General features: G+C 71.3%; 18 protein-coding genes and 1 pseudogene. 14 read left to right on the top strand and 5 right to left on the bottom strand.

From position 1 onward, the window contains the following. Positions 1–102: 102 nt before the first annotated feature. From EXW95_RS00645 to EXW95_RS00620, 6 genes are all read left to right on the top strand, one after another. On the top strand, positions 103–1,851 hold the full coding sequence (locus tag EXW95_RS00645; protein WP_174365892.1) for a S8 family serine peptidase: 1,749 nt from the start codon (positions 103–105) through the stop codon (positions 1,849–1,851). A gap of 138 nt (positions 1,852–1,989) precedes the next feature. Next, entirely contained in the window at positions 1,990–3,015 is a 1,026-nt protein-coding gene (pstS, locus tag EXW95_RS00640) for a phosphate ABC transporter substrate-binding protein PstS (RefSeq protein ID WP_174365891.1), read from the top strand. A 198-nt stretch (positions 3,016–3,213) separates the two neighbouring features. Continuing rightward, positions 3,214–4,158, top strand: a complete 945-nt coding sequence (gene pstC, locus EXW95_RS00635; RefSeq protein WP_371809852.1) for a phosphate ABC transporter permease subunit PstC — start codon at positions 3,214–3,216, stop codon at positions 4,156–4,158. After that, positions 4,158–5,018 (top strand): phosphate ABC transporter permease PstA, encoded by an 861-nt coding sequence (pstA, locus tag EXW95_RS00630; protein WP_174365890.1) that lies wholly within the window; start codon positions 4,158–4,160, stop codon positions 5,016–5,018. Before pstC ends, pstA begins: the two co-directional genes overlap by 1 nt. Positions 5,019–5,114: 96 nt before the next feature. Next, positions 5,115–5,873, top strand: a complete 759-nt coding sequence (gene pstB / locus EXW95_RS00625) for a phosphate ABC transporter ATP-binding protein PstB (protein ID WP_174365889.1) — start codon at positions 5,115–5,117, stop codon at positions 5,871–5,873. A gap of 150 nt (positions 5,874–6,023) precedes the next feature. Next, positions 6,024–6,188, top strand: coding sequence for a hypothetical protein (locus EXW95_RS00620; RefSeq protein WP_174365888.1), 165 nt, complete (start codon positions 6,024–6,026; stop codon positions 6,186–6,188). 3 nt (positions 6,189–6,191) lie between these two features. Here EXW95_RS00620 and EXW95_RS00615 read toward each other — a convergent pair whose 3' ends face one another. Then, on the bottom strand, positions 6,192–6,827 hold the full coding sequence (locus EXW95_RS00615; RefSeq protein WP_174365887.1) for a nucleoside/nucleotide kinase family protein: 636 nt from the start codon (positions 6,825–6,827) through the stop codon (positions 6,192–6,194). Positions 6,828–6,856: 29 nt separating this feature from the next. Next, on the bottom strand, positions 6,857–8,011 hold the full coding sequence (locus EXW95_RS00610; protein ID WP_174365886.1) for an acyl-CoA dehydrogenase family protein: 1,155 nt from the start codon (positions 8,009–8,011) through the stop codon (positions 6,857–6,859). Between the two features lie 170 nt (positions 8,012–8,181). Between EXW95_RS00610 and tal the strand changes: the two genes are divergently transcribed. The 5 genes from tal (at position 8,182) to EXW95_RS00585 (ending at position 17,753) form a co-directional block, all read left to right on the top strand. Continuing rightward, positions 8,182–9,096, top strand: coding sequence for a transaldolase (tal, locus tag EXW95_RS00605; RefSeq protein ID WP_174365885.1), 915 nt, complete (start codon positions 8,182–8,184; stop codon positions 9,094–9,096). 112 nt (positions 9,097–9,208) lie between these two features. Beyond that, positions 9,209–9,475: a hypothetical protein gene (locus tag EXW95_RS00600; RefSeq protein ID WP_174365884.1), complete on the top strand. Its 267-nt coding sequence runs from the start codon at positions 9,209–9,211 to the stop codon at positions 9,473–9,475. A gap of 220 nt (positions 9,476–9,695) precedes the next feature. Then, a complete protein-coding gene (locus EXW95_RS00595) occupies positions 9,696–10,292 on the top strand; it encodes an NfeD family protein (RefSeq protein ID WP_174365883.1) in 597 nt (198 codons plus the stop codon). Between the two features lie 42 nt (positions 10,293–10,334). Continuing rightward, positions 10,335–12,293, top strand: a complete 1,959-nt coding sequence (locus tag EXW95_RS00590; protein ID WP_174365882.1) for a hypothetical protein — start codon at positions 10,335–10,337, stop codon at positions 12,291–12,293. Positions 12,294–12,557: 264 nt separating this feature from the next. Next, positions 12,558–17,753, top strand: a complete 5,196-nt coding sequence (locus EXW95_RS00585) for a DNA repair ATPase (protein ID WP_174365881.1) — start codon at positions 12,558–12,560, stop codon at positions 17,751–17,753. 40 nt (positions 17,754–17,793) lie between these two features. Here the strand turns inward: EXW95_RS00585 and EXW95_RS00580 are convergent. Together EXW95_RS00580 and EXW95_RS00575 are read right to left on the bottom strand one after the other, a co-directional pair. After that, positions 17,794–18,929, bottom strand: a pseudogene (locus tag EXW95_RS00580) (MFS transporter). A gap of 199 nt (positions 18,930–19,128) precedes the next feature. Then, positions 19,129–20,946 (bottom strand): ABC transporter ATP-binding protein, encoded by a 1,818-nt coding sequence (locus tag EXW95_RS00575; RefSeq protein WP_174365880.1) that lies wholly within the window; start codon positions 20,944–20,946, stop codon positions 19,129–19,131. Between the two features lie 274 nt (positions 20,947–21,220). Between EXW95_RS00575 and rsgA the strand changes: the two genes are divergently transcribed. Next, positions 21,221–22,210, top strand: coding sequence for a ribosome small subunit-dependent GTPase A (gene rsgA / locus EXW95_RS00570; protein WP_254605367.1), 990 nt, complete (start codon positions 21,221–21,223; stop codon positions 22,208–22,210). 270 nt (positions 22,211–22,480) lie between these two features. Continuing rightward, complete coding sequence (locus tag EXW95_RS00565) at positions 22,481–23,671, top strand: S8 family peptidase (protein WP_174365878.1); 1,191 nt, start codon at positions 22,481–22,483, stop codon at positions 23,669–23,671. Between the two features lie 45 nt (positions 23,672–23,716). Here the strand turns inward: EXW95_RS00565 and EXW95_RS00560 are convergent, their stop codons facing one another. Beyond that, positions 23,717–24,601, bottom strand: coding sequence for a LysR substrate-binding domain-containing protein (locus EXW95_RS00560; RefSeq protein ID WP_174365877.1), 885 nt, complete (start codon positions 24,599–24,601; stop codon positions 23,717–23,719). An 80-nt stretch (positions 24,602–24,681) separates the two neighbouring features. On the opposite strand from EXW95_RS00560, the gene EXW95_RS00555 reads away from it, so the two are divergent. Continuing rightward, entirely contained in the window at positions 24,682–25,116 is a 435-nt protein-coding gene (locus EXW95_RS00555; RefSeq protein WP_174365876.1) for an Ohr family peroxiredoxin, read from the top strand. The last annotated feature ends 164 nt before the right edge of the window (positions 25,117–25,280 follow it).

Raw genomic sequence — 25,280 nt, 5'->3', positions numbered from 1 at the left:
TACATCACGACAACGCCGCCGCACGCCCCGTCACGACCCGCTCGGACTGGACCGGCGTCGCGTCTGCCGGGGTGAATCACAACCCAGCACCGGAGGTCCACCATGAACCCGTCCCGCATCCTCCCGATCGTCACCCTGACCGCCCTGCTCGCCGCGTGCAGCCAGAACGGCTCCACGCCCGAAGCCGGGCAGGCCCCCCTGCTGGGAACCGACACGCCGGGCGCCATCCCCGGCCAGTACATCGTCGTGCTCAAGAACGGCGAACGCCTGAGCAGCCAGTCCGTCGTCTCGCAGCTCAAGCTCGACCCTGCGGGCGTGCGCGTCCAGCACGTCTACACCCAGGTCCTCCAGGGCTTCGCGGCGACCCTCAGCCCCGCCAACCTCCAGAAGCTCCGCGCCGACCCGCGCGTGAAATACGTCGAGCAGGACGGCGTCGCCACCGCCAATCTCACCCAGTACAGCCCGCCCTGGGGCCTGGACCGCATCGACCAGCGCAACCTCCCCCTGAACGGCCAGTACGTCTACAACGACACCGCCCCCGGCGTCACCGCGTACATCATCGACACCGGCATCCGCACCACCCACACCGACTTCGGCGGCCGGGCCGTCTGGGGCACCAACACCACCGGGGACGGCACCAACACCGACTGCAACGGCCACGGCACCCACGTCGCCGGGACCACCGGCGGCAGCTGGGCCGGGGTCGCCAAGGGCGTGCGGCTGGTCGCCGTGAAGGTCCTGGGCTGCAGCGGCAGCGGCACCTGGTCCGGCGTGATCGCCGGGATCAACTGGGCCGCCAGCAACCGCACCGGTCCCGCCGTGGCGAACATGAGCCTGGGCGGCAGCGCCAACCAGTCCATCGACGACGCGGTGACCGGCGCCGTGAACAGCGGCCTGACCATGGTCGTCGCCGCCGGAAACAACGGCGCGAATGCCTGCAACTACAGTCCGGCCCGCACCCCGTCCGCCCTCACGGTCGGGAACACCACCAGAACCGACGCGCGCGCCAGCAGCAGCAACTTCGGCAGCTGCCTGGACCTCTTCGCGCCCGGCACCGACATCGCCAGCGACTACCACACCAGTGACACGGGCACTGCCACCCTGACCGGTACCAGCATGGCCTCCCCGCACGTCGCGGGCGCCGCTGCACTGATCCTCTCCGCGAACCCCGGCTTCACGCCCGCGCAGGTCGCCAGCACCCTGATCGCGAACGCCACCACGGGCGTCGTGACCGGGGCGGGGACCGGCAGCCCCAACCGCCTGCTGTTCATCCCGCAGCCCGTGGTGAACAGCGCGCCCAGCGCCAGCTTCGCCCAGAGCGTCAGCGGCCTTACGGCCACCCTGACCAGCACCAGCACCGACCCGGACAACAACATCATCGCGTACAGCTGGAACTTCGGGGACGGCACCACCGCCTCGGGCAGCAGCGTCAGCAAGACCTACGCCGCCGCCGGGACGTACACCGTCACCCTGACCGTCACCGACGCCGGGGGCCTGAGCAGCACCACCTCACAGACCGTGACGGTCAGCAGCGGCGGGAACGCCCTGCCGGTCGCCAGCTTCACGAAAACCGTCACCCGCCTGCTCGGGCGCGTCGTGGCGAACAGCACCAGCTACGACCCGGACGGCAGCATCGTCTCGTACCTGTGGGACATGGGCGACGGCATGACGTACACCACGCCCAGCGTCGACCACTACTACGACATGGACGGTTCCTACGTCATCCGCCTGACCGTGACCGACAACAGCGGCGCGACCGCCACCACCACCCAGACCGTCAGCGTGCTGCCCAACGGCGGTTGCCTGCGCACGGCGGGCGGCGAGGCCCCGGACATCATCGCCTGCCCCTGATCCAGGGCTGACCGGACGGAGGGACGCCTGCACAAGCGCGGCGTCCCTCCGCGCTGTCCTGCCCGGCGAACGCACCCGGCAGACCCCTCTGCGCGGCGCGTGACGCGGCGCTGACAATCGCCGGGCAGACTGCGCCGCATGAAGAAGATCTTCGTCCTCGCCGCCGCCCTCGCCGTGACCACCGCCAGCGCGCAGTCCAGCCTGACGGGCGCCGGGGCCAGCTTCCCCTTCCCCCTGTACAGCAAGATGTTCGCTGAGTACAAGAGCGACACCGGCGTCAGCGTGAACTACCAGTCCGTCGGCAGTGGCGCCGGGCAGAAGCAGATCACCGAACGCACCGTCGACTTCGCGGGCAGTGACAACCCCATGAGCGACGAGGCCATGAAGGCCGCCCCCGCCGCGCTGCTGCACATCCCCACCGCCATTGGCGCCGTCGTGCCCGCCTACAACCTCCCCGGCGTCACCGCGCCGCTGAAGTTCACCGGTAAGGTCCTGGCCGACATCTACCTCGGCAAGATCAAGACCTGGAACGACAAGGCTATCGCCGCCATCAACCCCGGCGTGACCATTCCCCCGCTGCCCATCACCGTGGCGCGCCGCAGTGACGGCTCCGGCACCACCTACGTGTTCGCCGACTACCTGAGCAAGGTCTCTTCCGAGTGGAAGAGCAAGGTCGGCGTGGGCAACAGCCTGCAGTGGCCCGTCGGCACCGGCGCCAAGGGCAACGACGGCGTCGCTGGCGTCGTGAAGAGCACCCCCGGCGCGATCGGCTACGTGGAACTCGTGTACGCCAAGCAGAACAAACTGCCCTTCGGCATGGTGCAGAACCGCGCCGGGAAGTTCGTGCTGGCCGACAACGGGCCCGCCGCGCTGGCCGCCAAGGGCGTCGTGATTCCCGCCGACACCCGCGTCAGCCTGACCAACAGCGCCAACGCCGACGCGTACCCCATCGCCAGCTTCACGTACCTGATCTTCTACAAGGAGCAGAACTACAGCGGCCGCAGCCAGGCCCAGGCCGCCGCGCTGAAGAAACTCCTGACCTGGATGGTCACGAGCGGCCAGCAGTACAACGAGGCGCTGGACTACGCGAAGCTGCCCGACACCGTGGTGAACAAGGCCAAGAGCATCATCGGCAAGATGACCTACGGCGGCAAGAAGATCTGAACCCAAGCTCGACCGCGCGGCGTGCCCAGGCAACGGGTACGCCGCGCGCTTCTGACCAGCCTGCCCGCACCTGAAGCGGGTGGGCTGACCGTCGCCTGACGAAAACCGGGTGAACTGGGTCCATGAGTCCCGAAGGGGTCACGAAACCATGAGCAAACGCACCGCCTCCCCCGCCGACTGAGCAGCGTCAGCGACCGCGTGTTCGAGGGCCTGATCCTCACGCTGGCCGCCGTGATCGTGCTCGTGTTCGTCCTGAGCGTCTACCAGCTCGGCACCGAATCCTGGCCCGCCCTGCAGAAGTTCGGGCTGAACTTCTTCACCAGCCGCGTCTGGAATCCCGTCACCGGCGAGTTCGGCGCGGCCGCCATGATCGCCGGGACGCTGGTCACCAGCATCGCCGCGCTCGCCATCAGCGTGCCCCTGGCGATCGCCAGCGCGCTGTTCGTCGCCGAGTACGCCCCCAAGTGGCTCGCCAACCCGGTCGGCTACCTGATCGAACTGCTCGCCGCGGTGCCCAGCGTCGTGTACGGCCTGTGGGCGCTGTTCGTGATCGCCCCGATCCTCGGCAGGTGGCAGACGAACTTCTTCACCAGCCCCGAGAACGTCCAGACCCTGACGCGCTGCACCGAACTGTGGAACAACAACCAGACCAGCCTGGAATGCTTCTTCGTGCCCAGCAGCGCCGCCGGGCGCGGCCTGGCCCTGGCGATCATCATCCTGACCGTCATGATCCTGCCGTACACCGCGTCGGTCGCGCGGGACGTCATCCGCCTCGTGCCGCAGGACCAGCGTGAAGCGATGTACGCGCTGGGCGCCACGAAGTGGGAAGTCATCTCGCGGGCGATCCTTCCGTACGCCCGCGCGGGCATCATGGGCGGCGTGATCCTCGCGCTGGGCCGCGCGCTCGGCGAGACGCTGGCCGTCGCCATGGTCATCGGGGACAGCCAGGACATCCTCAAGAGCATCTGGGGCAACGCCAGCACCATGGCCTCCGTGATCGCCAACCAGTTCGGCGACGCGCAGGAAGCCCTGCACCGCTCCAGCGTGGTCACGCTCGGCCTGAGCCTGTTCTTCCTGAGCGTCGTCGTGAACTACATTGCCCGTCTGATCATCGCCCGCCTGACACCCAAGGGAATCCAGTGATGAGCGCCGCAACCACCCCCAAAAGCACCCGCCACCAGCTGAGTCCCGCCCGGCGCGCGAAGAACCTCGTCATGGGCGGCCTGATCGTCCTGGCGACCTGCATCGTCGTCGCGCCGCTGATCCTGATCTTCGCGTACCTGATCCGCGAGGGCCTGGGCGCCATGAACCTCGACTTCTTCACCAAGGTCCCCGCGCCCGAAGGGGAAACCGGCGGGGGACTGGCCAACGCGATCCTCGGCAGCATCGAGATGCTCGCCATGGCCAGCGTCCTGGGCGTGCTGGTCGGCGTGTCCGGCGGGATCTTCCTCGCCGAGTACCCCCGCCACCCGCTGATGCCCACCATCCGCATGATCAGCGACGTCCTCGCCGGGATTCCCGCGATCGTCATGGGCCTCGTCGCGTATGGCCTGATCGTCCTGCAGTTCGGCTTCTCGGGCCTCGCGGGCGCCGTCGCGCTGGGCTTCCTGATGATCCCCATCGTCGTGCGCACCACCGAGGAAGTCCTGAAACTCGTCCCGCAGACCGTCCGCGAGGCCGGACTGGCCCTGGGCCTGCCCAAGTGGCTGGTCACGCTGCGGATCGTGCTGCCCGCCGCCGCCGGCGGCATCGTCACCGGCGTGATGCTGGCCCTGGCCCGCGTCGCTGGTGAGGCCGCGCCGCTGCTGTTCACCGCGTTCGGCAACAGCCAGATCAACCTTGACCCGACCAAACCCATGAGCGCTTTGCCCCTGGAGATCTACCGCGGCGCGACCAGCGCCTACGACGAGAACCAGCGCCTCGCCAAGGCCGGCGCGCTGCTGCTGATCACCCTGATCTTCCTCACCAGCCTGCTGGCCCGCCGCGCCAGCCGCCGCAAATAAGCGGGCGCCGTCCACTCCGCGCCCGGCCCCCAGCCCCCTCCCACTCGCATCCGCTCGGGTTGAACACCGTTCAACCGAAGTGACAAGGAGAATTCCGTGACCCCCATCCTCGACGCCCAGAACGTCAACATCTACTACGGCGACAAACAGGCCGTGCGAAACGTCAACCTCCGCGTGGAACGCGGCAGTGTCAACGCCCTGATCGGCCCCAGCGGCTGCGGCAAGACCACCTTCCTGCGCGCCATCAACCGCATGCACGACCTCACGCCCGGCGCGCGGGTCGAGGGCACCATCCTCCTCGACGGCGAGGACGTGTACGGCAGCGGCGTCGACCCCGTCACCATGCGCCGCCGCGTCGGCATGGTCTTCCAGAAACCCAACCCCTTCCCGACCATGAGCGTCTTCGAGAACGTCGTCTCGGGCCTGAAACTCGCCGGGATGCGCGACCAGAAACGCCTGATGGAGATCGCCGAACGCTCCCTGCGCGGCGCGGCCCTCTGGGAGGAAGTCAAGGACCGCCTCAAGACCCCCGCCACCGGCCTGAGCGGCGGGCAGCAGCAGCGCCTGTGCATCGCCCGCGCGCTGGCCGTCGAACCCGAGATCCTCCTGATGGACGAACCCACCAGCGCCCTCGACCCCGCCAGCACCGCCAAGATCGAGGACCTGATGACCGACCTGAAAAAGGTCACGACCATCATCATCGTCACGCACAACATGCACCAGGCGGCCCGCGTGAGCGACACCACCAGCTTCTTCCTGAACGGCGACCTCGTCGAGCACGGCGTGACGGACCAGATCTTCACCGCGCCGCGCGACGAGCGCACCGAGGCGTACGTCACCGGCCGTTTCGGCTGACCGACCCCCTTCATGAACGGCGTTCCCGCGCGGCCCCCACCATCACGGTGCGGGCCGCGCGGACGTCATGAAGGTCAGCTCAAGCGTGCGGGCGCCGCGGGTGTGTCACCTGTGGCAACGCGCGCCCGATTCAGGTGCCACCATGCGGGCATGTCTGACCCTCACGAGCAGGCGAACGCCCAGCAGATCGAATGGCTGCTCGGCGCACTGGCCGACATCGAGGTCCAGGGCCAGCCGGTCCCGCCCTCCACTCCACTGCCCAGTGACCCGACCGAGCCCCTCACGCCCCCCACCGAACCCGACGACCTGCACTGACCATCAGGTCCAGTCCAGCGTCACGATCAGGTCGGCCCGGTCCCGCGCCGCCTCGATCAGGCGGGCGTTCGCGTCGTCCACGTCCTGCACCCAGTCCCGCGCGGCCTGCGCGCCTTTGCCGTGCGCCTCGTGCCGCGCGATCAGGTGGGCGCGGCGCAGGTCGTCCGGCGGGGCCAGGAACCACACCTCGTCCAGCTGTTCCCGTACGGCCGCCCACGGGCCGTCCAGCAGCAGGTAGTTCCCCTCGGTGATCACCAGCGGCGCCGCGCGCGGGACGGGCAGGGCGCTGCCGATACTCTCCTCCAGGTGCCGGTCGAAACGCGGCGCGTACACCACGTCCTCCTCCTGCGCCCGCACGCGGGCGAGCAGCGCCGCGTAGCCGCCCACGTCGAAGGTGTCCGGCGCGCCCTTGCGCCCGGCGCGCCCCAGGCGGCGCAGTTCCTCGTTGGCGAGGTGAAAGCCGTCCATGGGCAGCAGCGCCGCCTGATCCCCCAGCGCCGACTGCAGGGCCGCCGCCAGCGTGGACTTCCCCGCGCCGGGACTGCCGGTCAGGCCCAGGACGCGCCGCTGACCCGGCAGGGCCAGGACGCGGGCGCACTCCACCAGCTGCGGGACGGTCAGCGTCATGTGGTCAGGCATGCCCACATCGTAGGCCCGGGCGCGCCGGATCAGGGCGCACGTCCGGACAGCAGTGCCGCGCCGAACGCCGTCAGGGCGCTGTCGTCTCCGGGCGGGTGGGTCAGGCCCGCGCGGGCGTCGCGCAGCAGCCGCTCCAGCGGCAGGGCCGCCGTCAGGGCCGCGCCGCCCGCCGCGCGCACCGCGAGGTCGGTGGCGGTCACGGCGGCGTTCGTCCCCACGACCTTCGCCGCGCCGATCAGCGGCACGGTATCCGCGCCGGGCTGCCCGTCCCAGGCGCGCGTGGCGTGCAGCAGCAACGCCTGCGCGGCCAGCAGCTCCGCGCCGATCCGCCCCACCTGCTCCTGAACGCGCGGCAGCGTCGCGATCGGGGCGCCCAGCGCCGTGGGCACCCGCGCATGGGCATACTCGCGCAGGGCGTGAAGCGCCGCGAAGCCCACCCCCAGGTACGTCGCGGCCACCGCCGTCCAGAACCACGCGCTGCTCGCCGGGTGCGCCGGGGCCGGGGGGGCGTGCAGGACCGCCGGAGCCCCCTCGAACACCACGTCGTGACTGCCACTGCCGCGCAGCGCCAGGGCGTTCACCCAGGTCGGCTCGGTCCGCACGCCCGGCCCGCGCAGATTCACGAGGTACCGGCCCACCTGCCCGTCCGGTGTGGCCGCCGTGACCATCGCCCAGGTCAGCGCGCGGGAGCCGGTACTCCAGGTCTTGCGGCCCGTGAGGCGCCACCCGCCGCTCTCGAAGCCCGTCCCGTCCGCCTCGGCGCGGGTGCGGGGCAGCCCACCCCGCGACGGACTGCCCAGTTCCGGCTCGCTCGCCAGGGCGTTCAGCAGCTCGCCGCGCCCGCACGCCCCGGCCAGCGTCTCCAGCAGCGGTTCCGGCAGCGTGCGCCCCTGGAAGGCCGCGCCCGTCACATGCCCATGCATCGCCAGGACCAGCGCCAGCCCGGCCCCGGCCTCGCCCAGGGTCAGTTGCGCCCGCGCGAACTGCGTCAGCGTGGCGCCCAGCCCCCCACGGGCTTCGGGTAGCGTGAGGCGCGTGTACCCACTCTCCGACAGGGCGCGGGCGGCCTGCGGGGTGACGTCCTGCGCCGCCTCGCAGGCCGGGCCGTGCTCCCGGATCGCCTGCGCGGCGCGCGCCACCACGGCCGCCTGGGCCTCGCTGAGGATGGAATCGGGTGCGGTCATGCCCGGCAGGCTACGCCGCGCCCAGGGGGACGCGCGGCCCGCCCCACCTGTCCAGGGCGCATGCGTGAAGAGTTCCTGTAGGGTGGAAAGCTCGGAAACGCGCCACCCTCAGGGGTGAGCCGCGCGCGAGCCCCGCAACCCGCACCGGCCGCGCCCGCAAGGAGACACCCATGAACGCACTCGAGCAGCTCAAGCAGATGACGGTCGTCGTGGCCGACACCGGCGACCTGGACGCCATCCGGCAGTACCAGCCGCAGGACTGCACCACCAACCCCAGCCTGATCCTCAAGGCCGCCACCCTCAGCGGCTACGCCAACCTGCTGCAGGACGCGCGCGCCATGGACGACGTGGACGCCGCCATCGACTTCCTGACCGTCGCCATCGGCACCGAACTCACGAAGATCGTGCCCGGCTACGTCAGCACCGAGGTGGACGCCCGCCTGTCCTTCGACGCGGACGCCATGGTCACCAAGGCCCGCCACCTGATCGACCTGTACGCGCAGCAGGGCGTGGGCAGGGAGCGCATCCTGATCAAGCTCGCCACCACCTGGGAAGGCGTGCAGGCCGCCCGCGTCCTGGAAGCCGAGGGCATCCGCTGCAACCTCACGCTGGTGTTCAACCTCGCGCAGGCGATCGCCGCCGCGCAGGCCGGGGCGTACCTGCTCTCGCCCTTCGTGGGCCGCATCACCGACTGGTACAAGAAGGCCGAGGGCAAGGACAGCTACCCCGTGGACGAGGACCCCGGCGTGAAGAGCGTCCGCGAGATCTACCACCACTTCAAGACGCACGGCTACCCGACCGTCGTGATGGGCGCGTCCTTCCGCAGCGCCGAGCAGGTCAAGGCCCTCGCCGGGTGCGACCGCCTGACCGTCAGCCCCCAGCTGCTCGGTGAACTCGCCGCCGACGAGGGGCACCTTGAGCGCGTCCTGACACCCGAAGCGGCCACGCAGACCGAACCCACCCTGACGGAAGCGGACTTCCGCTGGGCGCTCGCCAGCGACCCCATGGCGACCGAGAAACTCGCCGAGGGCATCCGCGGCTTCCACGCCGACACCGAGAAACTCCGCGCGCTGCTGCGCGGCTGACCCCGCGTCCGGACCCCGGCGGCCCTGCTCGACTCAGGGTCGCCGGAGTCCCGCTCTAGACAGCCCTCACGGGGCTGACACACCAGCGGCGCCCGTGCCGCACAGTGAACCCATGCGCACCCACCGGCTGCCCGACGAGCACGTCGCCGACCTGATCGCCGACGGTACCGGGGTGCAGATGACCCTGCGCTGGCATAACCGCACGCCGCAGCCGGGCGACGTTCTGCACCTGGACACGCTGGGGCACTGGCGCGTGCTGGACGTGCTGCGCCGCGAACGCACCGGACTCGGCGCGGTCCTGCGGGCCGAGGTACTGCCCCTGGGGCACGAGCACGCGCGGCCCAGACCACCGCGGCCCAGCGGTGAGCAGCCGCGCTGAGCCAGGTGACCGTGTGGCCGCGCGGCGCGGCAGGGCCGGGCGCCGGGAACCCGGCGCACCATGAGACCGTACTGAGGTGCATGAGCATCCCCGATTGGCGGTTCCTGAAGTTCTGGCCTTCCCTGGCCACGGACCCGCCCGGTGCGGGTGCTCAGATGTGGCAACGCCGCGCCGCGCCGGGCGCTAGGGTGCCCGGCATGGTTCCCCCTGGCCACCCGGCATGACCGAGTTCCTGCACGTGGCGCTGTCCTTCCCGACCGCGCCCTGGACCGCCCTGCTGACGGTGATCGCGGCGGCGGCGCTGCTGGCCCTGCTCGGCGCCATCGACGGTATCTCCGGTGGAGGCGAAGGGCTGCTCGACAGCCTGCTCGTGCGGGTCGGCCTGAACGGCGTGCCGCTGCTGCCGGTCGCGCTGGCCCTGACCCTGACCGGCTGGCTGACCTGCTACCTGGGCCAGCTGCTGCTCCTGCCGCTCGTCGCCCCCGCGGGGCGCGGCCCTGTGGCCGTTGCGTTGCTGCTCGGTTCCGCGGTGCTCGGCGCGCTGGCCGCGCGGGCGGTCGCGCGACCCCTGCGGCGCTTCGTGCAGGGGCAGGACGCCCTGGCGCGCACGCAACTGCTGGGCCGCGTGGCGGTCGTCGAGTCCGGCACGCTCGCCGCCTCTGGCCGCGTGAGCGTCCAGGACGGCGGCGCGGGCCTGATGCTCGACGCCCGCAGCGACGGCGACACCCTGCTGCGCGGCGAACGCGTGATCCTCGTGGAGCACGACCCGGCCACCCACATCTTCACCGTCCGCCGCGCCGACCCGACCCATTCCTGAACCCCCGACCCTGAACTTCCCCTTTTCCTGCCTGGAGGACGTATGCCTGACCTTTCCGTGATTCTGCCCTTCCTGATCGGCCTGGCGATCGTGCTCGTCGCCCTGATGATCCTCGTCGCCCTGGTGCGCGGCTTCTACATGAAAGTCGAGCAGGGCACCGCGCTGATCGTGAACGACCTCTCCGCGCGGCCCAAGGTGCGCTTCACCGGCGCGCTGGTCATCCCCGTGCTGTACAAGGCCGAGATCATGCGCATCAGCCTGATCACCCTGCAGGTCGACCGCCGCGGCAAGGAAGGCCTGATCTGCAAGGACAACATCCGCGCGGACATCACGGTCGCGTACTACCTGCGCGTCAACGAGACCACCGAGGACGTCCTGAAGGTCGCCAAATCCATCGGCGCGAGCCGCGCGAGCGACCTGAACGCCGTGGACGAACTGTTCAACGCCAAGTTCAGCGAGGCGCTGAAGACGGTGGGCAAGAAGTTCGACTTCATCGAACTGTTCGAGAAGCGCGAGGAGTTCCGCGACGCGGTCGTCGCCGTGATCGGCCGCGACCTGAACGGCTACGTCCTCGAAGACGTCGCGATCGACTACCTCGAGCAGACGCCCAAGAGTATGCTCGACCAGAACAACATCATGGACGCCGAAGGCATCCGCAAGATCACGCAGCTGACCGCCGCGCAGAACATCGTCACGAACGAACTCTCGCAGAACGAGCACCTCGCCGTCACGAAGAAGAACGTCGAGACCCGCGAGGCCACCCTGGCCCTCGAGCGCCAGCAGGCCGAGGCCGAGGCGCGGCAGAAACGCGAGATCGAGACCATCCAGGCCCGCGAGAACGCCGAGACGCAGCGCGTCCGCGAGGAGCAGCGCCTCATCTCCGAACAGGCCCGCATCCAGACGACCGAGCAGGTCGAGATCCGCGAGCAGGAACGCCAGCGGCAGGTCGAGATCGCCGAGCAGGCGAGGCTACGCGCCATCGCCATCGAGGCCGAGCGCGTGGCCCGCGCCGCGAAGATGGAGGCCGTCACCACCGACCGCGAGGTGAAACTCCAGGAGATCGAACGGGACAAGAACGTTGAGCAGGGCGTCATGGACGTCGCGAACATCACCCGCGAACGCATCGCCATCGACAAGACCGTCGCTGTCGAGGAGGAGCGCATCAACGAGGTGCGCGAGGTGAGCGCCGCCGACCGCGCCAAGCAGGTGCGCGTCATGCAGGCCGAGGCGCAGGCGCAGGAACAGCTCGTGCAGGAGGTCAAGGCCGCCGAGGCCGCCGAAACCGCCGCCCGTCACCGCGCCGCGGAGCTGACCACCATCGCGCAGGCAGAATTCGACGCCGCCTCGCGTCAGGCCGAGGCGAAGAAACTCCTCGCGGACGCCGTCCGGGTCGAGCAGGCCGCGCCTGGGCTCGCGCAGGTCATGGTGCAGGAAGCGAACGCCAGCGCCCTGGAGAAGACCGGCGTGGCCGAGGCCCGCGTGATCGAGGTCAAGGCCGACGCGAACCTCAAACTCGGGCAGAACGAGGCCCGCGTCCTCGCCGAGCGGCTGGGCGCGCAGGCCGAGGGCGAAACCCGCCTCGGTCAGGCGAAAGCCACGGCCACCGAGGCGCTGGGGGCCGCCGAGGCGAGCGCCACCCGCGACCGCATGAACGCCGAGGCCGAGGGCCTGACCGCCAAGTTCGGCGCGATGGACCGCATGAGCGCCGACGCCCGCAGCCACGAGGAATACCGCATGGCACTGGAAACCAGCCTCCAGCAGGCCCTGGCGTCCATCGAGGCCGGGAAGGAGATCAGCCGCGAGAACGCCGAGGTCATCGCCGCCGCGCTGAAGAACGCGAAGATCGACCTCGTGGGCGGCGAGGGCGGCATGTTCGAGGCGCTCACCAGGGCCCTGAGCCTCGGCAAGGCCGTGGAGGGCTTCACGCAGAAGAGCCCGCTGTTCCAGAGTGTCCTGAACCGCTTCGGCGTGAACGTGCAGCGGGAGAACCGCCCCAACTGAGGCCGACTCCGATTGAATGGTTTGCCAAAACCGTTCAATCCGAGCGGATGCGACTCGCAGAGCTGCGCAGCAGTGGAGGAGTGGAGCGGGTTCCGGACGTGGAATTGGCAACCCGGTGAAGTTCCGGGTTCTCAATGGAACAGACGGAACCCGTATGAGGCGGGAAACCGGAAGAGGCCGGATGCAGCCTCCTCGCGCCTTCCCTGGAGTGGAGTGGTCGGGTGGGGCCGAGTGGCGCGCGCGCCGGAGTGAATGGGGGAGAGGATGACGCAGGAACCAACGCCGGGTGCGGGCGCACCGGGAACCGAGACGGGCGGGAGCTTCGAGGTGCTGCGCCGCCGCCTGGACGCGCTGGGCGCCCAGGTGCGCGCGGCTGCCGAGGGGCTGAACGCCGCGCGCGTCGCGGAGTACGGCGACAGCCGCCTGAGCCTGCTGGGCCGGGCGCACATCCGCACCGCGCAGGCCAGCGTGGGTCGGGATCTGGTGCAGGTCGGGGACGTGATGCTGTTCGGCTTCAACGTCACGCACGGCCTGAAGGCCCGCACGGAACTGGCGGACGTGTTCGCGCTGTACCGCCTGACGCATGAGGGCGGCGCGTTCGACGTGCAGCCTGCCGCGCTGGAGGGGTCGTTCCTGACCGATCCGGCGTTCGTGCGGGACTTCGAGGAACTGTACGCGTACTACCGGCACGCGCGGCTGCTGCAACTGGAGATCCGCGCGGGGCGGCTGCTGGCGTCGTTCCAGATCGGGGAGCGCCTGACCGACCGGCGGGTGTTCCGCTGGGACCTGACCGGGGAGGGCGCGCGGTACCTCGACGCGCGCGGTGAGCGGGACCTCAGCCCGCTGCCGCCCTTCGATTTCGAGTGGACCCGCGCCGGGCGCGATCAGGAGGTCAGCGGGCGCTTTCCGCACCTGAACATCCTGGACACGCTGTTCGTGGAGACGGCGGGCGGCACGCTGACCGTGAAGGTCGAGAACAACACCGAGACCGGTGAGGGCATCTACAGCGAGCCCGTCGAGGAGCGCACGCAGGGTCTGGACGACGCGACCTTCGAGTTTGCGCGGGTGGGCCGCCTGATCCTCCTGCGCGTGCTGCCGTACCGCGAGAAGACGTGGCGCGGCCTGATCTTCGACACGCTGACCGGGCGGGTCACGCGCGAGGACGCGATCACGCGCGGCTGCGTGCAGCTGCCCGAGGAGCACGGGATCGTCTTCCCCGGCGGGTATTACCTGCCGGGCGGCGAGCACCGCGCCTTCGAGGGCTTCACGCCCGGCATGGCGCTCGACCGCGTCGTGCGCAGCCCGAACGGCGAGGACGTGCTGTTCGTCTTCTACGATCAGGACTCGGGCCGCAGCGCCCTGCTGGTGTACAACCTGATCCGCCGCGAGGTGCAGACGCCCATCAGCGCCCACGGGGACGCCGCGCTGCCCGACGGGCGCATGGTGCTGTTCCAGGCGGAGGCCGAACCCACCCAGGTGCACGCGGTGCAGGTGTGGCAGACGCCCTTCACGAGCGACGTGTTCGCCGCGCAGCGCCCGCCCGGCACGTCCTTCCTGGGGCGGCTGGGGAACGCGGAACTCGTGCGGGGCGTGTCGAACCTGCTCGCCCTGGCCCGGGCCGCGCAGACGCCGGAGGTCACCGCTGCCCAGTACGCCGCGCTGGCCGAGCAGGCCCGCCGCCTGCCGGACACGCACCACTGGCTCGACGACGAGCACACGGGCGGCGCGCGCACGCTGCTGCGCGACGTCACCGCCGCTGCCGAGGCGGTCCTCGACGAGTTCGAGAAGGTGCAGGCCCTGCGCGCCCAGGCGGCCCAGACCCTCGCGGACGTGCAGGGGGCGGTCCGCCGCCGCCTGACGACCCTCGACCCGGAGGGGTGGCGCAGCCTGCCGGAGTTCGTGACCGCCCTGGCCGAACTGACCGCGCTGCGCGCCCGCCTGCTGACGGTGCGCGAGACCCGCTCCATCGACGTGGGCGCCGTGGACGCCCTGCTGGCGGACGTGCAGGCCGCGCACGCGCGGGTGGGCGGCGCGACCGGCAGCTACCTCGCGGACCCGGCGGCCCTGGCCCCGTTCCACGCGCAGCTCGACACGCTGAACGCGCAGGTGGAGGCGGCGGGCACCACCCGCGAGCTCGCCGCGGCGCTGGACACGCTGGGCACCCTGGCGACCGAACTGGACGTCCTGTCGGACCTGCTGGGCTCGCTGCCCGCCGAGGACCCGGTGCAGCGCACCCAGGTCGTTGAGGGCGTCTCGGCGCTGTACGGCCGCCTGAACGGCGTGCGCGCCCGCGCCGAGGGGCAGCGCCGTAGCCTGGGCAGCGGGGAACTCACCGCGCGCTTCGCGGCGCAGCTGGCGCTGCTCGCGCAGACCGTCACGGGTGCGCTCGGCACCGCCGACACGCCTGAAAAGGCCGAGGAGGGCCTGTCCCGCGCGCTGCTGGCTCTGGAAGAGCTGGAAGGGCAGTTCGGGGAGCACGAGGCGTTCCTGCCGGACATCCTCGCCCGGCGCGAGGAGACCGTCGAAGCCTTCGAGTCCCGCCGTCAGGCCCTGCTTGACGAGAGGCAGCGCCGCGCGCAGGGCGTCGCGGACGCTGCCGACCGCATTCTGGCGGGCCTCCCGGCGCGCGCGGCGCGCCTGAGCGATCAGGACGCCCTGAACGGCTTCTTCGCCGGGGACGCGCTCGTACTGAAACTGCGCGACCTCACCCTGAAACTGACTGAACTGGGCGACAGCGTCCGCGCCGGGGACATCGAGGCCCGCCTGAAGGCCGCGCGCGATCAGGCGCTGCGCACCCTGCGTGACCGCGCCGACCTGGAAGGGGACGGCGGCGCGCTGATCCGCCTGGGCCGCCACCGCTTCAGCGTGAACACGCAGGCACTGGACCTGACGCTGTTGCCGCGCGGCGATCACCTGGCGCTGCACCTGACCGGCACGCAGTTCATGGAGCCGCTGCGCGACCCGGTCCTCGACGCGGGCCGCGCGTACTGGGACGTGACGCTGGAGAGCGAATCCCCGGACCTGTCCCGCGCGGAATTCCTGGCCGGGGAGGTCCTGGCCGCCGCGCGGGCGGGGCAGGAGGGCCTGACCCTGGACGCGCTGCGCAGCATGACGCCGGACGCGCGGGCCGGACTGGTCGCCACGTTCGCCGCCGCCCGCTACCGCCAGGGCTTCCAGCGGGGCGTGCACGACCACGACGCGGCGCTGATCCTGAACGCGCTGCTGCCCCTGCTGGACGCCGCGGGGCCGCTCGTCGCCCCGCCGGGCGCGCGCGCGCTGGCCGCCGCGTTCTGGGCGCAGGCCGACGCGACCTGGGCGGCGCGCCTGACGTCCGCGCGGGCGGTGCAGGCCCTGCTGGGCAGCGGCGCGGCCCTCGCGGACGCCCGCACGGCGCTGGAGGGCGCGCTGCGTGAATTCCTGACCCGCGTGCCCCTTCCTGTTCCTGACACCGTGATTCCGGAGGCCGCCGCGTTCCTGACCGAGGCTGCACCGGACGCAGGCGGCGCGTTCCCGTTCACGCAGGCCGCCGCCGACCTGAACGCCGCGCTGGACGGGCAGCTGCGCGCCGCTGGGCAGCCCGACGCCCTGCGCGTCAGCCTGGACGCCCTGCGGGACGACCCGGCGCAGGCTTGGACCTTGACGCGCGCGTGGCTGGACGCCCTGACCGGCCGGGACGACACCCGCGCCCTGGCACGCTTCGTGCCCGAGGCGGTGGCGCTGCGCCTTTACGGGGACACCCTGCGCGCCCAGTCGCGAGCGGTCACGCTGGACGCGACCGTCACCGGCCTCCTGAGCGACCACCCGCGCCTCCAGGGCGGCACGCTGCACCTCCAGGCAGACGACCTGCTCGCCCGCCTTGCCACGCACGCCCGCACTTTCCTACCGGGCCTTCAGGCCTTCCAGGCGCAGCGGCAGACCGTGCTGACCCGAGAACGGGCGCGGCTGCGCCTCGCGGAATTCCAGCCGCGCCCGCTGACGTCCTTCGTGCGCAACCGCCTGATCACCGACGTGTACCTCCCGCTGATCGGGGACAACCTCGCCAAGCAGATCGGCGCGGCCGGGGACGGCAAACGCAGCGACCTGATGGGCCTGCTGCTGCTCATCTCGCCGCCCGGCTACGGCAAGACCACCCTGATGGAATACGTCGCGCACCGCCTGGGCCTCGTGTTCGTGCGCGTCAACGGCCCCAGCCTGGGCCACGCCGTGCGCTCCCTCGACCCGGCGCAGGCCCCGGACGCCGCCAGCCGCCAGGAACTGGAGAAACTCAATCTCGCGCTGGAGATGGGCGGGAACGTCATGCTGTACGTGGACGACATCCAGCACACCCACCCGGAATTCCTGCAGAAATTCATCGCCCTGACCGACGGCACCCGCCGCATCGAGGGCGTCTGGAACGGCGAGGCGCGCACCTACGACCTGCGCGGGCGGCGCTTCGCGGTCGTCATGGCCGGGAACCCCTACACGGAGACCGGCGAGGTGTTCCGCATTCCCGACATGCTCGCCAACCGCGCCGACGTGTACAACCTCGGCGACGTGCTCGGCGGCATGCAGGACGCCTTCCTGCTCTCGTACGTGGAGAACAGCCTCACCAGCAATGCCGTGCTCGCGCCGCTTGCCGGGCGGGACCTGACCGACATTCCGAAGCTCGTCGCGCGCGCACAGGGCCACGAGGACCCCGGCGAGCTGTCGCACCCGTACAGCGAGGCGGAACTCACGGAGATCCTCGCCACGCTGCGCCTGCTGCTGCGCGCCCGCGACACCCTGGCCCGCGTGAACGCCGCGTACATCGCCAGCGCCGCCCAGGCCGACCGCGACCGGACCGAACCGCCCTTCAAGCTCCAGGGCAGCTACCGCAACATGAACAAGATCGCCGAGAAGCTCAGCCCGGTCATGAACGACGCGGAACTCGACGGCGTGATCGGCGACCACTACCGCGGCGAGGCGCAGCTCCTCACGACCGGCGCGGAGGAGAACCTCCTGAAGCTCGCCGAACTGCGCGGCACGCTGACCCCCGAGCAGGCCGCGCGCTGGGCGCAGATCCGCGAGAACTACGCCCGCGAACGCCGCATGGGCGCCGCCGATGGCGACACCGGCGCGCGGATGGTCGCGCAGCTGGCCGACATCGCGGGCGGCCTGGACCGCCTGAGTCTGCCCCAACCGGCCTCTCGGGTTGCGCCGTCCGCCGCTCCGGCCGAGCCGCTGGCCGCGCAACTTCAGCCCCTGCTGGCCCCGCTGATCGCCGCCCTGCGCGAACGACCGGCTCCCACGGTCCAGTTGCCGGATGCCGACCCGCCGGGCGACGCCATCACCCCGCTCATTGCCGCCCTGGCCAGCGTCGTGCAGGGCCAGCAGACCACCAACGCCGCCGTGCAGGAACTGGCCGAGGTCATCCGAAAGCGGCAGAACGTGATGCGGCCCCTGGGCGGCCCGCCCGGTGGGGGGCGGCACGAGGGCAGCTGAGCGTCTCTTACGAGGGGCCGGGCGTCACAGACCGGCCCCTCTATCCGGCCCGCACCGCCCGCCGGGCCGGGGGCGTGACGCGCAGAGCCAGCGCGCCGGCCGCGACGGCCAGCACCGCCGATGCCAGGAACGCCGGGGCGTAGCTGCCCAGCGCGTCGCGGGTGACGCCGCCCAGCCAGGATGCCAGGGCCGCGCCGATCTGATGCGCGCAGAAGATCCAGCCGTACACCGTGCCGACGTTCGCCCGGCCGAAGGTGTCGGCGGTCAGGGCGGTGGTGGGCGGCACGGTCGCGATGTAGTCCAGTCCGAAGAGCACCGCGAAGATCGTGAACGCCATGCCGGGTGGTACCAGCGGCAACAGCGCCAGGCTCAGGCCGCGCACCACGTAGTACGACGCGAGCAGCAGCCGGGGATCCACCCGGTCCGTCAGGTACCCGCTGGCCAGGGTGCCCACGAAGTTGAAGGCACCCATCAGCGCCAGCGTGCCCGCCGCGAACGTCGCGCCCAGGCCCAGGTCCCCGCAGTACGCGATGAAGTGCGTGCCGATGATGCCGTTGCTCGTGAAGCCGCACGCGAAGAACGTGACGCTCAGCAGCCAGAAGTCCCGGTGCCGCAGCGCCCGCGCCATCACGCCCGCGTCCGGCACGGGTGGCGCGACGGGCGGAGCGTCCGGGGCGGCCACCTCCCCGTCCGGGCGCAGGCCCACGTCCTCCGGGCGGTCCCGCAGCAGCGAAAACAGCAGCGGCGTGAGGAGCAGCGCGGCGCCCGCCACGATCAGCGTCGCCTGCGCCCAGCCCACCGTCTGCGCCCAGCGGGTCAGCAGCGGAATGAACAGCAGCTGCCCCGCGCTCGTCGCCGCGCCGAACAGCCCCACCACCAGCCCCGGCGCCGCACGAACCAGCGCGTCGCGACCGTTGCGCCCAGCACGCTCCCCACCAGCCCGGTTCCCAGCCCACTCAGCAGACCCCAGGTCAGGTGCAGGCCCAGCGCGCTGCCCACCCGCGTGCTCAAGGCGAAACTGACCGCCACCAGCAGCAGACCCGCGCCCGCCACCCGCCTCGGCCCGAAGCGGTCCATCAGGCGGCCCGACAGCGGCGCCGCCAGCCCGAACACCAGCAGCCCCAGGCTGGCCGTCAGCGACAGCGTCCCCCGGCTGAGGCCCAGCGCGTCCTGCATGGGCAACAGGAACACCCCCGGCGCGCTGCGCGCCCCCGCCGCCAGCAGCAGCGCCAGCACCGTCACCACCACGACCACCACCGGGAACCACCGCGCACGCGCTGAAAGCATGAGCGCAGTGTAGGCCGCGCGCGGGAGGTGGAAGATCGGGGTTGCCGATGGTGGCTGGATGGCGAGATCGGTCAGGCGGCAGGATCGGTCAGGCGTACCCGCGTGCCTGGAGGTCGTACAGCGTGGCGTAGCGCCCGCCGAGGGTCATCAGGTCCTCGTGGCTGCCGCTCTCGACGATCTCGCCGCCGTTCAGGACGACGATCTGATCGGCCAGCCGGACGGTGGAGAAGCGGTGCGAGATCAGCAGGGTGATGCGTTCGCGGGTCTGTTCGCGCAGCGCTTGGATGGTCTCGAATTCCGCGCGGGCGTCGAGGGCGGCGGTGGGTTCGTCGAACACCAGCACGGAGGCGTCGCGGAAGTACAGCCGGGCCAGCGCGAGGCGTTGCCACTGCCCGCCGGACAGCTGCCGTCCGCCCTGGAACAGGCGGCCCAGCGGGGTGTCGAGGCCCTGCGGCAGCGTGCCGACGAATTCGGCCCCGGCGCGGTCGGTGGCGGCCTCGACGCCCGCCGCGTCGTCCAGGCGGCTCACCTCGGCCAGGGCGACGTTGTCGCGGGCGGTCATCTGGTACTGCCCGAAGTCCTGGAAGATGATGCTCATCTCCTTCTGAACGCTGCGCGGGCTGAAGCGCGCGGCGTCCATGCCGTTCAGGAGGATCTGCCCGCCGGTCGGGGCGAACAGCAGCGTCAGGAGTTTCACGACTGTGGTCTTGCCCGCGCCGTTCTCGCCGACCAGCGCGAGGGCCTCGCCGCGCCGCACGGTGAAGTTCACGCCCCGCAGGACGTCCCGCTCGGTCAGGGGGTAGCGGAAGCTGACGTCCCGGAATTCGATGGTGTGGATGGGGCCGCTCCAGACCTCCCCGGCGTCGAGGTCGCGGGTGGGGAGTTCCAGGAACGCGAAGAGGTTGCGCATGTACAGCAGGTTCTGGTAGATGGCGGAAAAGCCGTTCAGGAGGTTGCTGACCGTGCCCTGGATCTGCGTGATGCCCAGCACGAACACGCTGAAGTCCCCGACGCTGATCTGCCCGTCGGCGGCGCGGCGCAGGATCAGGGCGCTGGCCAGCCCGATCAGCAGGGCGCTCAGCAGTCCCGCCCCGAAGCCCCAGGCCGAGCGGCGCTGCACCAGCGTGACCAGCTGGCGGCGGAAGCCCAGGTAGTACTCGCGCCAGCGGCCCAGCAGGTACCCCTCGAAGCCGAAGAGGCGCACCTCCTTGACCAGCGCGTCACTGGTCAGGAGGCTGCCCAGGTAGTTCTGCACGCGCGAGTCGTGCGTCTGGCGGCGCAGCATCCGGTAACCTTCCACCCCGAAGCGGTTGCTGACGATCACGCCCGGGATGCTCGCCAGGATCACCAGCGGCAGCACCCAGGGGCCCAGCGTGCTCATCAGGGCGCCCACCGAGCCCAGCGTCACGACCGCGCCCGCCAGGGACACGAGTTGCGTGGCGACGCCCAGTGGCCGCGAGCCGACCTCCCGCCACGCCTGCTGCAGGCGGTCGTAGGTGTCGGCGTTCTCGAAGGCCTCGACGCTCAGGGTGGTGGCCTTGTTCAGGATGCGGCGGCTGACCGAGTGCTGCAGGGCGTCCCCGAGCAGCTGCTGCGAGGCGTTCTGCACGGTGCTGATCAGGTTCCCCACGACGACCAGCGTGACCTGCACGGCCAGCAGGGTCAGCAGCGCGCGGTACGTGACCTGTCCCTGCGCGGCGCGGGCGACCTCGTCCAGCAGGAGCTTGCCGACGTACAGGTTCGCGGCGGGCAGCGCGCTTCCGGCGAGGCTGGTCGCGGCGTACGTCCCGGCATGCAGCGGGCTGGCCTGCCACACCAGCGCCAGGGTGGCGCGCAGGTCACGCAGCCGCTCCTGCAGGCTGAGTTTCTCGTCGGGCAGCGGCGCGCGGGGCGCGTCGAACCTCACGCGGGCTCCGGTGCGGTCCGTGGGGGCCGGGGCGTGAAGGCGGCAGGGGGTCGAATCATGCCTCACAGGATGCCGCACCGCGCCTGTGGCGTGCGCCCGGCAACGGATGGGGGAGTGGCCCTGGCTGGATGGACGGGGTGGGGCCGGGTGCGCCCTGACTGTGAATCCCGACTGTGCTGCTTCGACTGTGCCACTTCACTGGGCACGGGGCGCGCGCAGCGGCTACCCTGGGCCGGATGACTGCCTTCCTGTCCGTTGCCGCCCGGAGTGCCCGTTGAGCGTCCCTGACCTGAACCTCACCGAGATCGGCTGGACGCCGGAGTTCGAGCAGGCCGCGCAGGAGGTGAGGCTCGCCGCGCCCGGCCTGACCCTGCTGCCGGGGCGGGTGGCGGGCGTGGGGCGCAACACGGCGACCCTCTGGACGCAGGGCGGCCCGCAGGAGTCGGTGTTCGCCGGGACGCTGCGGCAGGCGGACGTGACGCCCGTGGTGGGCGACTGGGTGCTGGCCGAGCCGGTGCCGGACGCCCCGATGCGCGTGCACGCGGTGCTGCCCCGCCGTACGCGGCTGGCCCGCGCGGTGCAGTCCGGGATGCAGCTGCTCAGCACGAACGTGGACGTGGTGCTGGTCATGACCGCGCCGGACGGGGACATCGACGAGGCGCGCCTGTCGCGGTACCTGGAGGCGGTGCGGGCCGGGGGGGCGCGGGCGGCGCTGCTGCTGAACAAGGTGGACCTGACCCGTGATCCGCAGGCGGTGCTGGCGCGCCTGCGGGCCCTGGACCCGGCGGTCCCGGTGCTGCCCCTGCGCGCGAAGGCGGGCGAGGGGGTGGCCGAGGTCCGCGCCCTGATCGGTCCCGGTGAGACGGCGGCGCTGATCGGGTCGTCGGGGATGGGCAAGAGCACCCTGACGAACGCCCTGCTGGGCCGCGAGGCCGCGCAGACGGGCGAGGTCGGCGCGACGCGCGAGGGGCGGCACACGACGACCGCCCGCACGCTGTACCGCCTGCCGGGCGGGGGCGTGCTGGTGGACAACCCGGGCCTGCGGGACATCGAGGTCTGGAGGGACGACGCGGCGGCGGGCTTCGAGGACATCGAGGCGCTGGCCGCCGACTGCCGCTTCCGGAAGTGCACGCACGGCGCGGAGCCGGGCTGCGCGGTGCAGAGGGCGGTCTCGCGCGGTCAGCTGACGCCCGAGCGGGTGGAGGCGTACCGGGCGGCGCAGGGGCTGTCGGCCGCTCGCCAGAAAACGAAACGGCGAAAATGAGCTGGATGAGGCGGAAGGAGAGGGTCGATGCCTCCCGATGTGCTGTTCGGTATATCCGGACATGACTTGGTGCTGACCTGCACGGAAACAAACGACCGTTCGACTCAACTTCTGCCGCCCGCCCCCCACCCGCCGCGCCACTCTCATCTCCGGCGGCGGCCACAGTCCGTATGATGCCGGAGGTTCCTCACAACACACCTCCCTGAACGGCGTCCCAGCGGCGGCGCGCAGGGTAACCCATTCCCAGCCGAGGACACCACGGAGGCCCACATGAACGCACGTCCCCTGCTCGTTTCCACCGCGCTCAGCCTGCTCCTCGCCGCCTGCGGGCAGCAGACCGCCGCCCCCCAGGCCGGTCAGCCCCAGGGCACGCCCGTCCTCGGCACCAGCAACCCCGAAGCCATCCCCGGCCAGTACGTCGTGGTCTTCAATGACGACGTGCAGACCGACTTCACCGCGCAGAGCGACTTCATCGGCGCGCTGGGCCTCGACCCGCAGGGCGTGCAGGTCCAGCACGTGTACGGCGCCGCCCTGAACGGCTTCGCCGCCAAACTCAGCAGTCAGAACCTCGCCCGCCTGCAGGCCGACAAGCGCGTCAAATACATCGAGCAGGACGCCATGATGCACATGACCGCCACCCAGACCGGCGCCACCTGGGGCCTCGACCGCGTCGACCAGCGCAGCCGCCCCACCGACGGCAGCTACATCTACAACTACACCGGCAGCGGCATCAAGGCGTACATCATCGACACCGGCATCCGCACCAGCCACACCAACTTCGGCGGCCGCGCCATCTGGGGCACCAACACCACGGGCGACGGCAACAACAGCGACTGCCAGGGTCACGGCACGCACGTCGCCGGGACGGTCGGCAGCAGCACCTACGGCGTCGCCAAGGGCGTCACCCTGGTCGCCGTGAAGGTCCTGAACTGCCAGGGCAGCGGCACCAACAGCGGCGTGATCGCCGGCGTGAACTGGGCCGTGACGAACAAGGGCTCCGCGACCGCCGTCGCCAACATGAGCCTCGGCGGGGGCTTCAGCCAGGCCGTGAACGACGCCGTGAACAGCGCCGCCAGCAAGAACCTGATCATGGTCGTCGCGGCAGGCAACGAAAACCAGAACGCCTGCAACGTCTCCCCGGCCAGCGCCGCCAGCGCCATCACCGTCGGCAGCACCACCAGCACCGACGCTCGCAGCTCCTTCAGCAACTACGGCAGCTGCGTGGACCTCTTCGCGCCCGGCAGCTCCATCACCAGCACCTGGAACACCAGCAACACCGCCACGAACACCATCAGCGGGACCAGCATGGCCTCCCCGCACGTCGCGGGCGCCGCCGTCCTGCGCGTCGCGGCAGGCAGTGCCAGCAACAGCGCCGTCACGAGCGCCGTGATCAGCAGCGCCACCACGAACGTCGTCAGTGGCGTGAACGGCAGCCCCAACCGCCTGCTGTACACCCGCTGAACCAGCACCCGCTGAATGAGCACTGCCGAATGCCCCTGCCTGTGATCAGGCGGGGGCGTTCATGTCCTGCGCGGCCCGCAGCAGCGCGCCGACCGCCGGGTTGTCCGGCTCGGCGCGCGTCACCAGGCCGACGTCCAGCGTCACGCGGTCCTCCAGCGGCACGAAGCGCACGCCCTCCTGCTGCGGGTTGATCAGCGTCTGCGGCACCAGGGTCAGGCCGATGCCCGCCGCGACGCGCGCCACCACCGCGCTCTCGCTGCCGCCCACCGCGCGCGTGCGCGGCACGAGGCCGAACGCCATGCACAGCGCCTGCACCTGTTCCGGCGGCAGGGTCGTGGCGTACGGCGTGCAGGTCAACCACTCCTCCTGCGCCAGGTCCCGCAGGGACAGGCTGGCCCGGTCGGCCAGCGGATGTTCCTGTGGCAGGGCGGCCAGCAGCGCAATGCTCGCCAGGGGGCGGGCGCGCAGGTCGTCGTGCCACACCGGCAGCGCCATCAGCCCCGCGTCGAGTTCGCCGCTCAGCAGCGCCTGCCGCTGGTCCGGGGTACACAGTTCGGTCACGTCCAGCTGCACGTCGGGGTGCGTGGCGCGCAGGGTGCGCCACAGGCGGGGCAGCAGCGCGGCCTGCGCGGCGCCCATGTAGCCCAGCCGCACCCGGCCGGATTCACCCTGCGCGGTTCGCCGCGCGAGGCTCGCGGCCTGTTCGAGCTGCGCCAGGATGGTGCGGGCCTGCGGCAGGAACGCCGCGCCGGCGGCTGTCAGGTCCACCCGGCGGGTCGTGCGGGTCAGCAGCGGCGTGCCGACCTCTTCCTCCAGCGCGCGGATGACCCGGCCCAGCGGGGAGGCCGCGAGGTTGAGCCGCTCGGCGGCCCGCCCGAAGTGCCGTTCGTCGGCGACCGTGATGAAGGCCTGGAGGTGACGCAGATCCACACCCAATTATACCGATTTCAGTCGAAATGTGTGAAGATTGCCGCCTTGATCGGGTTCAATGGGCGGCGTAGGATGCCCGCATGACTGCCACCGAACCGAAGGTCCTCTTCACCGCCACCTCCGACGTGCAGGGGGGCCGCACCGGCCAGGCCCAGGTCGGTCGCGACCGCCTGCCCGTCACGCTGCGCCCCGCGAACTCCAGCGCGCAGGGCGCCGACCCCGAGGAACTCTTCGCCGCCGGGTACGCCTCCTGCTTCCTGAGCGCCCTGCAGAGCGTCGCCCGCCGCGACGGCGTCACCGTGGGCGGCACCCCCCAGGCCCGCGCGCACGTCAGCCTCCTGCAGGACGAGCAGGGCTACGGCCTGAAGGTCCTGATGCAGGTCTACCTGCCCGACACCCCCCTGGACACCGGCGAGGCGCTGCTGCGCGCCGCGCACGCCGTGTGCCCCTACAGCCGCGCCGTCGCCGGGAACGTCCCCGTGGAACTCGAACTGCACGCCCAGCCCCTGAGCTGATACGGACTCCGGTTGAATGGCTGACAACGCCGTTCAACCCGAGCAGAGCGAGCAGGAGAAAAACGCCCCTCCGGACGTGGAGTTGGCAGATCGGTGGTGTTCCGATCTGTCAACCTCGGGTGCTAGGGGGTAGCGACGGAACAGGAGAAAGCGGAAGCTCCGGT

The organism is Deinococcus sp. JMULE3, assembly GCF_013337115.1.
Classification (GTDB): Bacteria; Deinococcota; Deinococci; order Deinococcales; family Deinococcaceae; genus Deinococcus.
Note: the sequence above shows the minus strand (reverse complement) of the source record. Positions and strands in the feature narration are given on the sequence as shown.

Excerpts from the sequence above, each read along its gene's own strand:
- pstS (WP_174365891.1), top strand. The coding sequence starts at position 1,990 with ATGAAGAAGATCTTCGTCCTCGCCGCCGCCCTCGCCGTGACCACCGCC.
- EXW95_RS00595 (WP_174365883.1), top strand. The coding sequence starts at position 9,696 with ATGACCGAGTTCCTGCACGTGGCGCTGTCCTTCCCGACCGCGCCCTGG.
- EXW95_RS00585 (WP_174365881.1), top strand. The coding sequence starts at position 12,558 with ATGACGCAGGAACCAACGCCGGGTGCGGGCGCACCGGGAACCGAGACG.
- EXW95_RS00600 (WP_174365884.1), top strand. The coding sequence starts at position 9,209 with ATGCGCACCCACCGGCTGCCCGACGAGCACGTCGCCGACCTGATCGCC.
- EXW95_RS00590 (WP_174365882.1), top strand. The coding sequence starts at position 10,335 with ATGCCTGACCTTTCCGTGATTCTGCCCTTCCTGATCGGCCTGGCGATC.
- EXW95_RS00615 (WP_174365887.1), bottom strand. The coding sequence starts at position 6,827 with ATGCCTGACCACATGACGCTGACCGTCCCGCAGCTGGTGGAGTGCGCC.
- EXW95_RS00610 (WP_174365886.1), bottom strand. The coding sequence starts at position 8,011 with ATGACCGCACCCGATTCCATCCTCAGCGAGGCCCAGGCGGCCGTGGTG.
- pstA (WP_174365890.1), top strand. The coding sequence starts at position 4,158 with ATGAGCGCCGCAACCACCCCCAAAAGCACCCGCCACCAGCTGAGTCCC.
- EXW95_RS00620 (WP_174365888.1), top strand. The coding sequence starts at position 6,024 with ATGTCTGACCCTCACGAGCAGGCGAACGCCCAGCAGATCGAATGGCTG.
- EXW95_RS00645 (WP_174365892.1), top strand. The coding sequence starts at position 103 with ATGAACCCGTCCCGCATCCTCCCGATCGTCACCCTGACCGCCCTGCTC.
- EXW95_RS00555 (WP_174365876.1), top strand. The coding sequence starts at position 24,682 with ATGACTGCCACCGAACCGAAGGTCCTCTTCACCGCCACCTCCGACGTG.
- EXW95_RS00565 (WP_174365878.1), top strand. The coding sequence starts at position 22,481 with ATGAACGCACGTCCCCTGCTCGTTTCCACCGCGCTCAGCCTGCTCCTC.
- tal (WP_174365885.1), top strand. The coding sequence starts at position 8,182 with ATGAACGCACTCGAGCAGCTCAAGCAGATGACGGTCGTCGTGGCCGAC.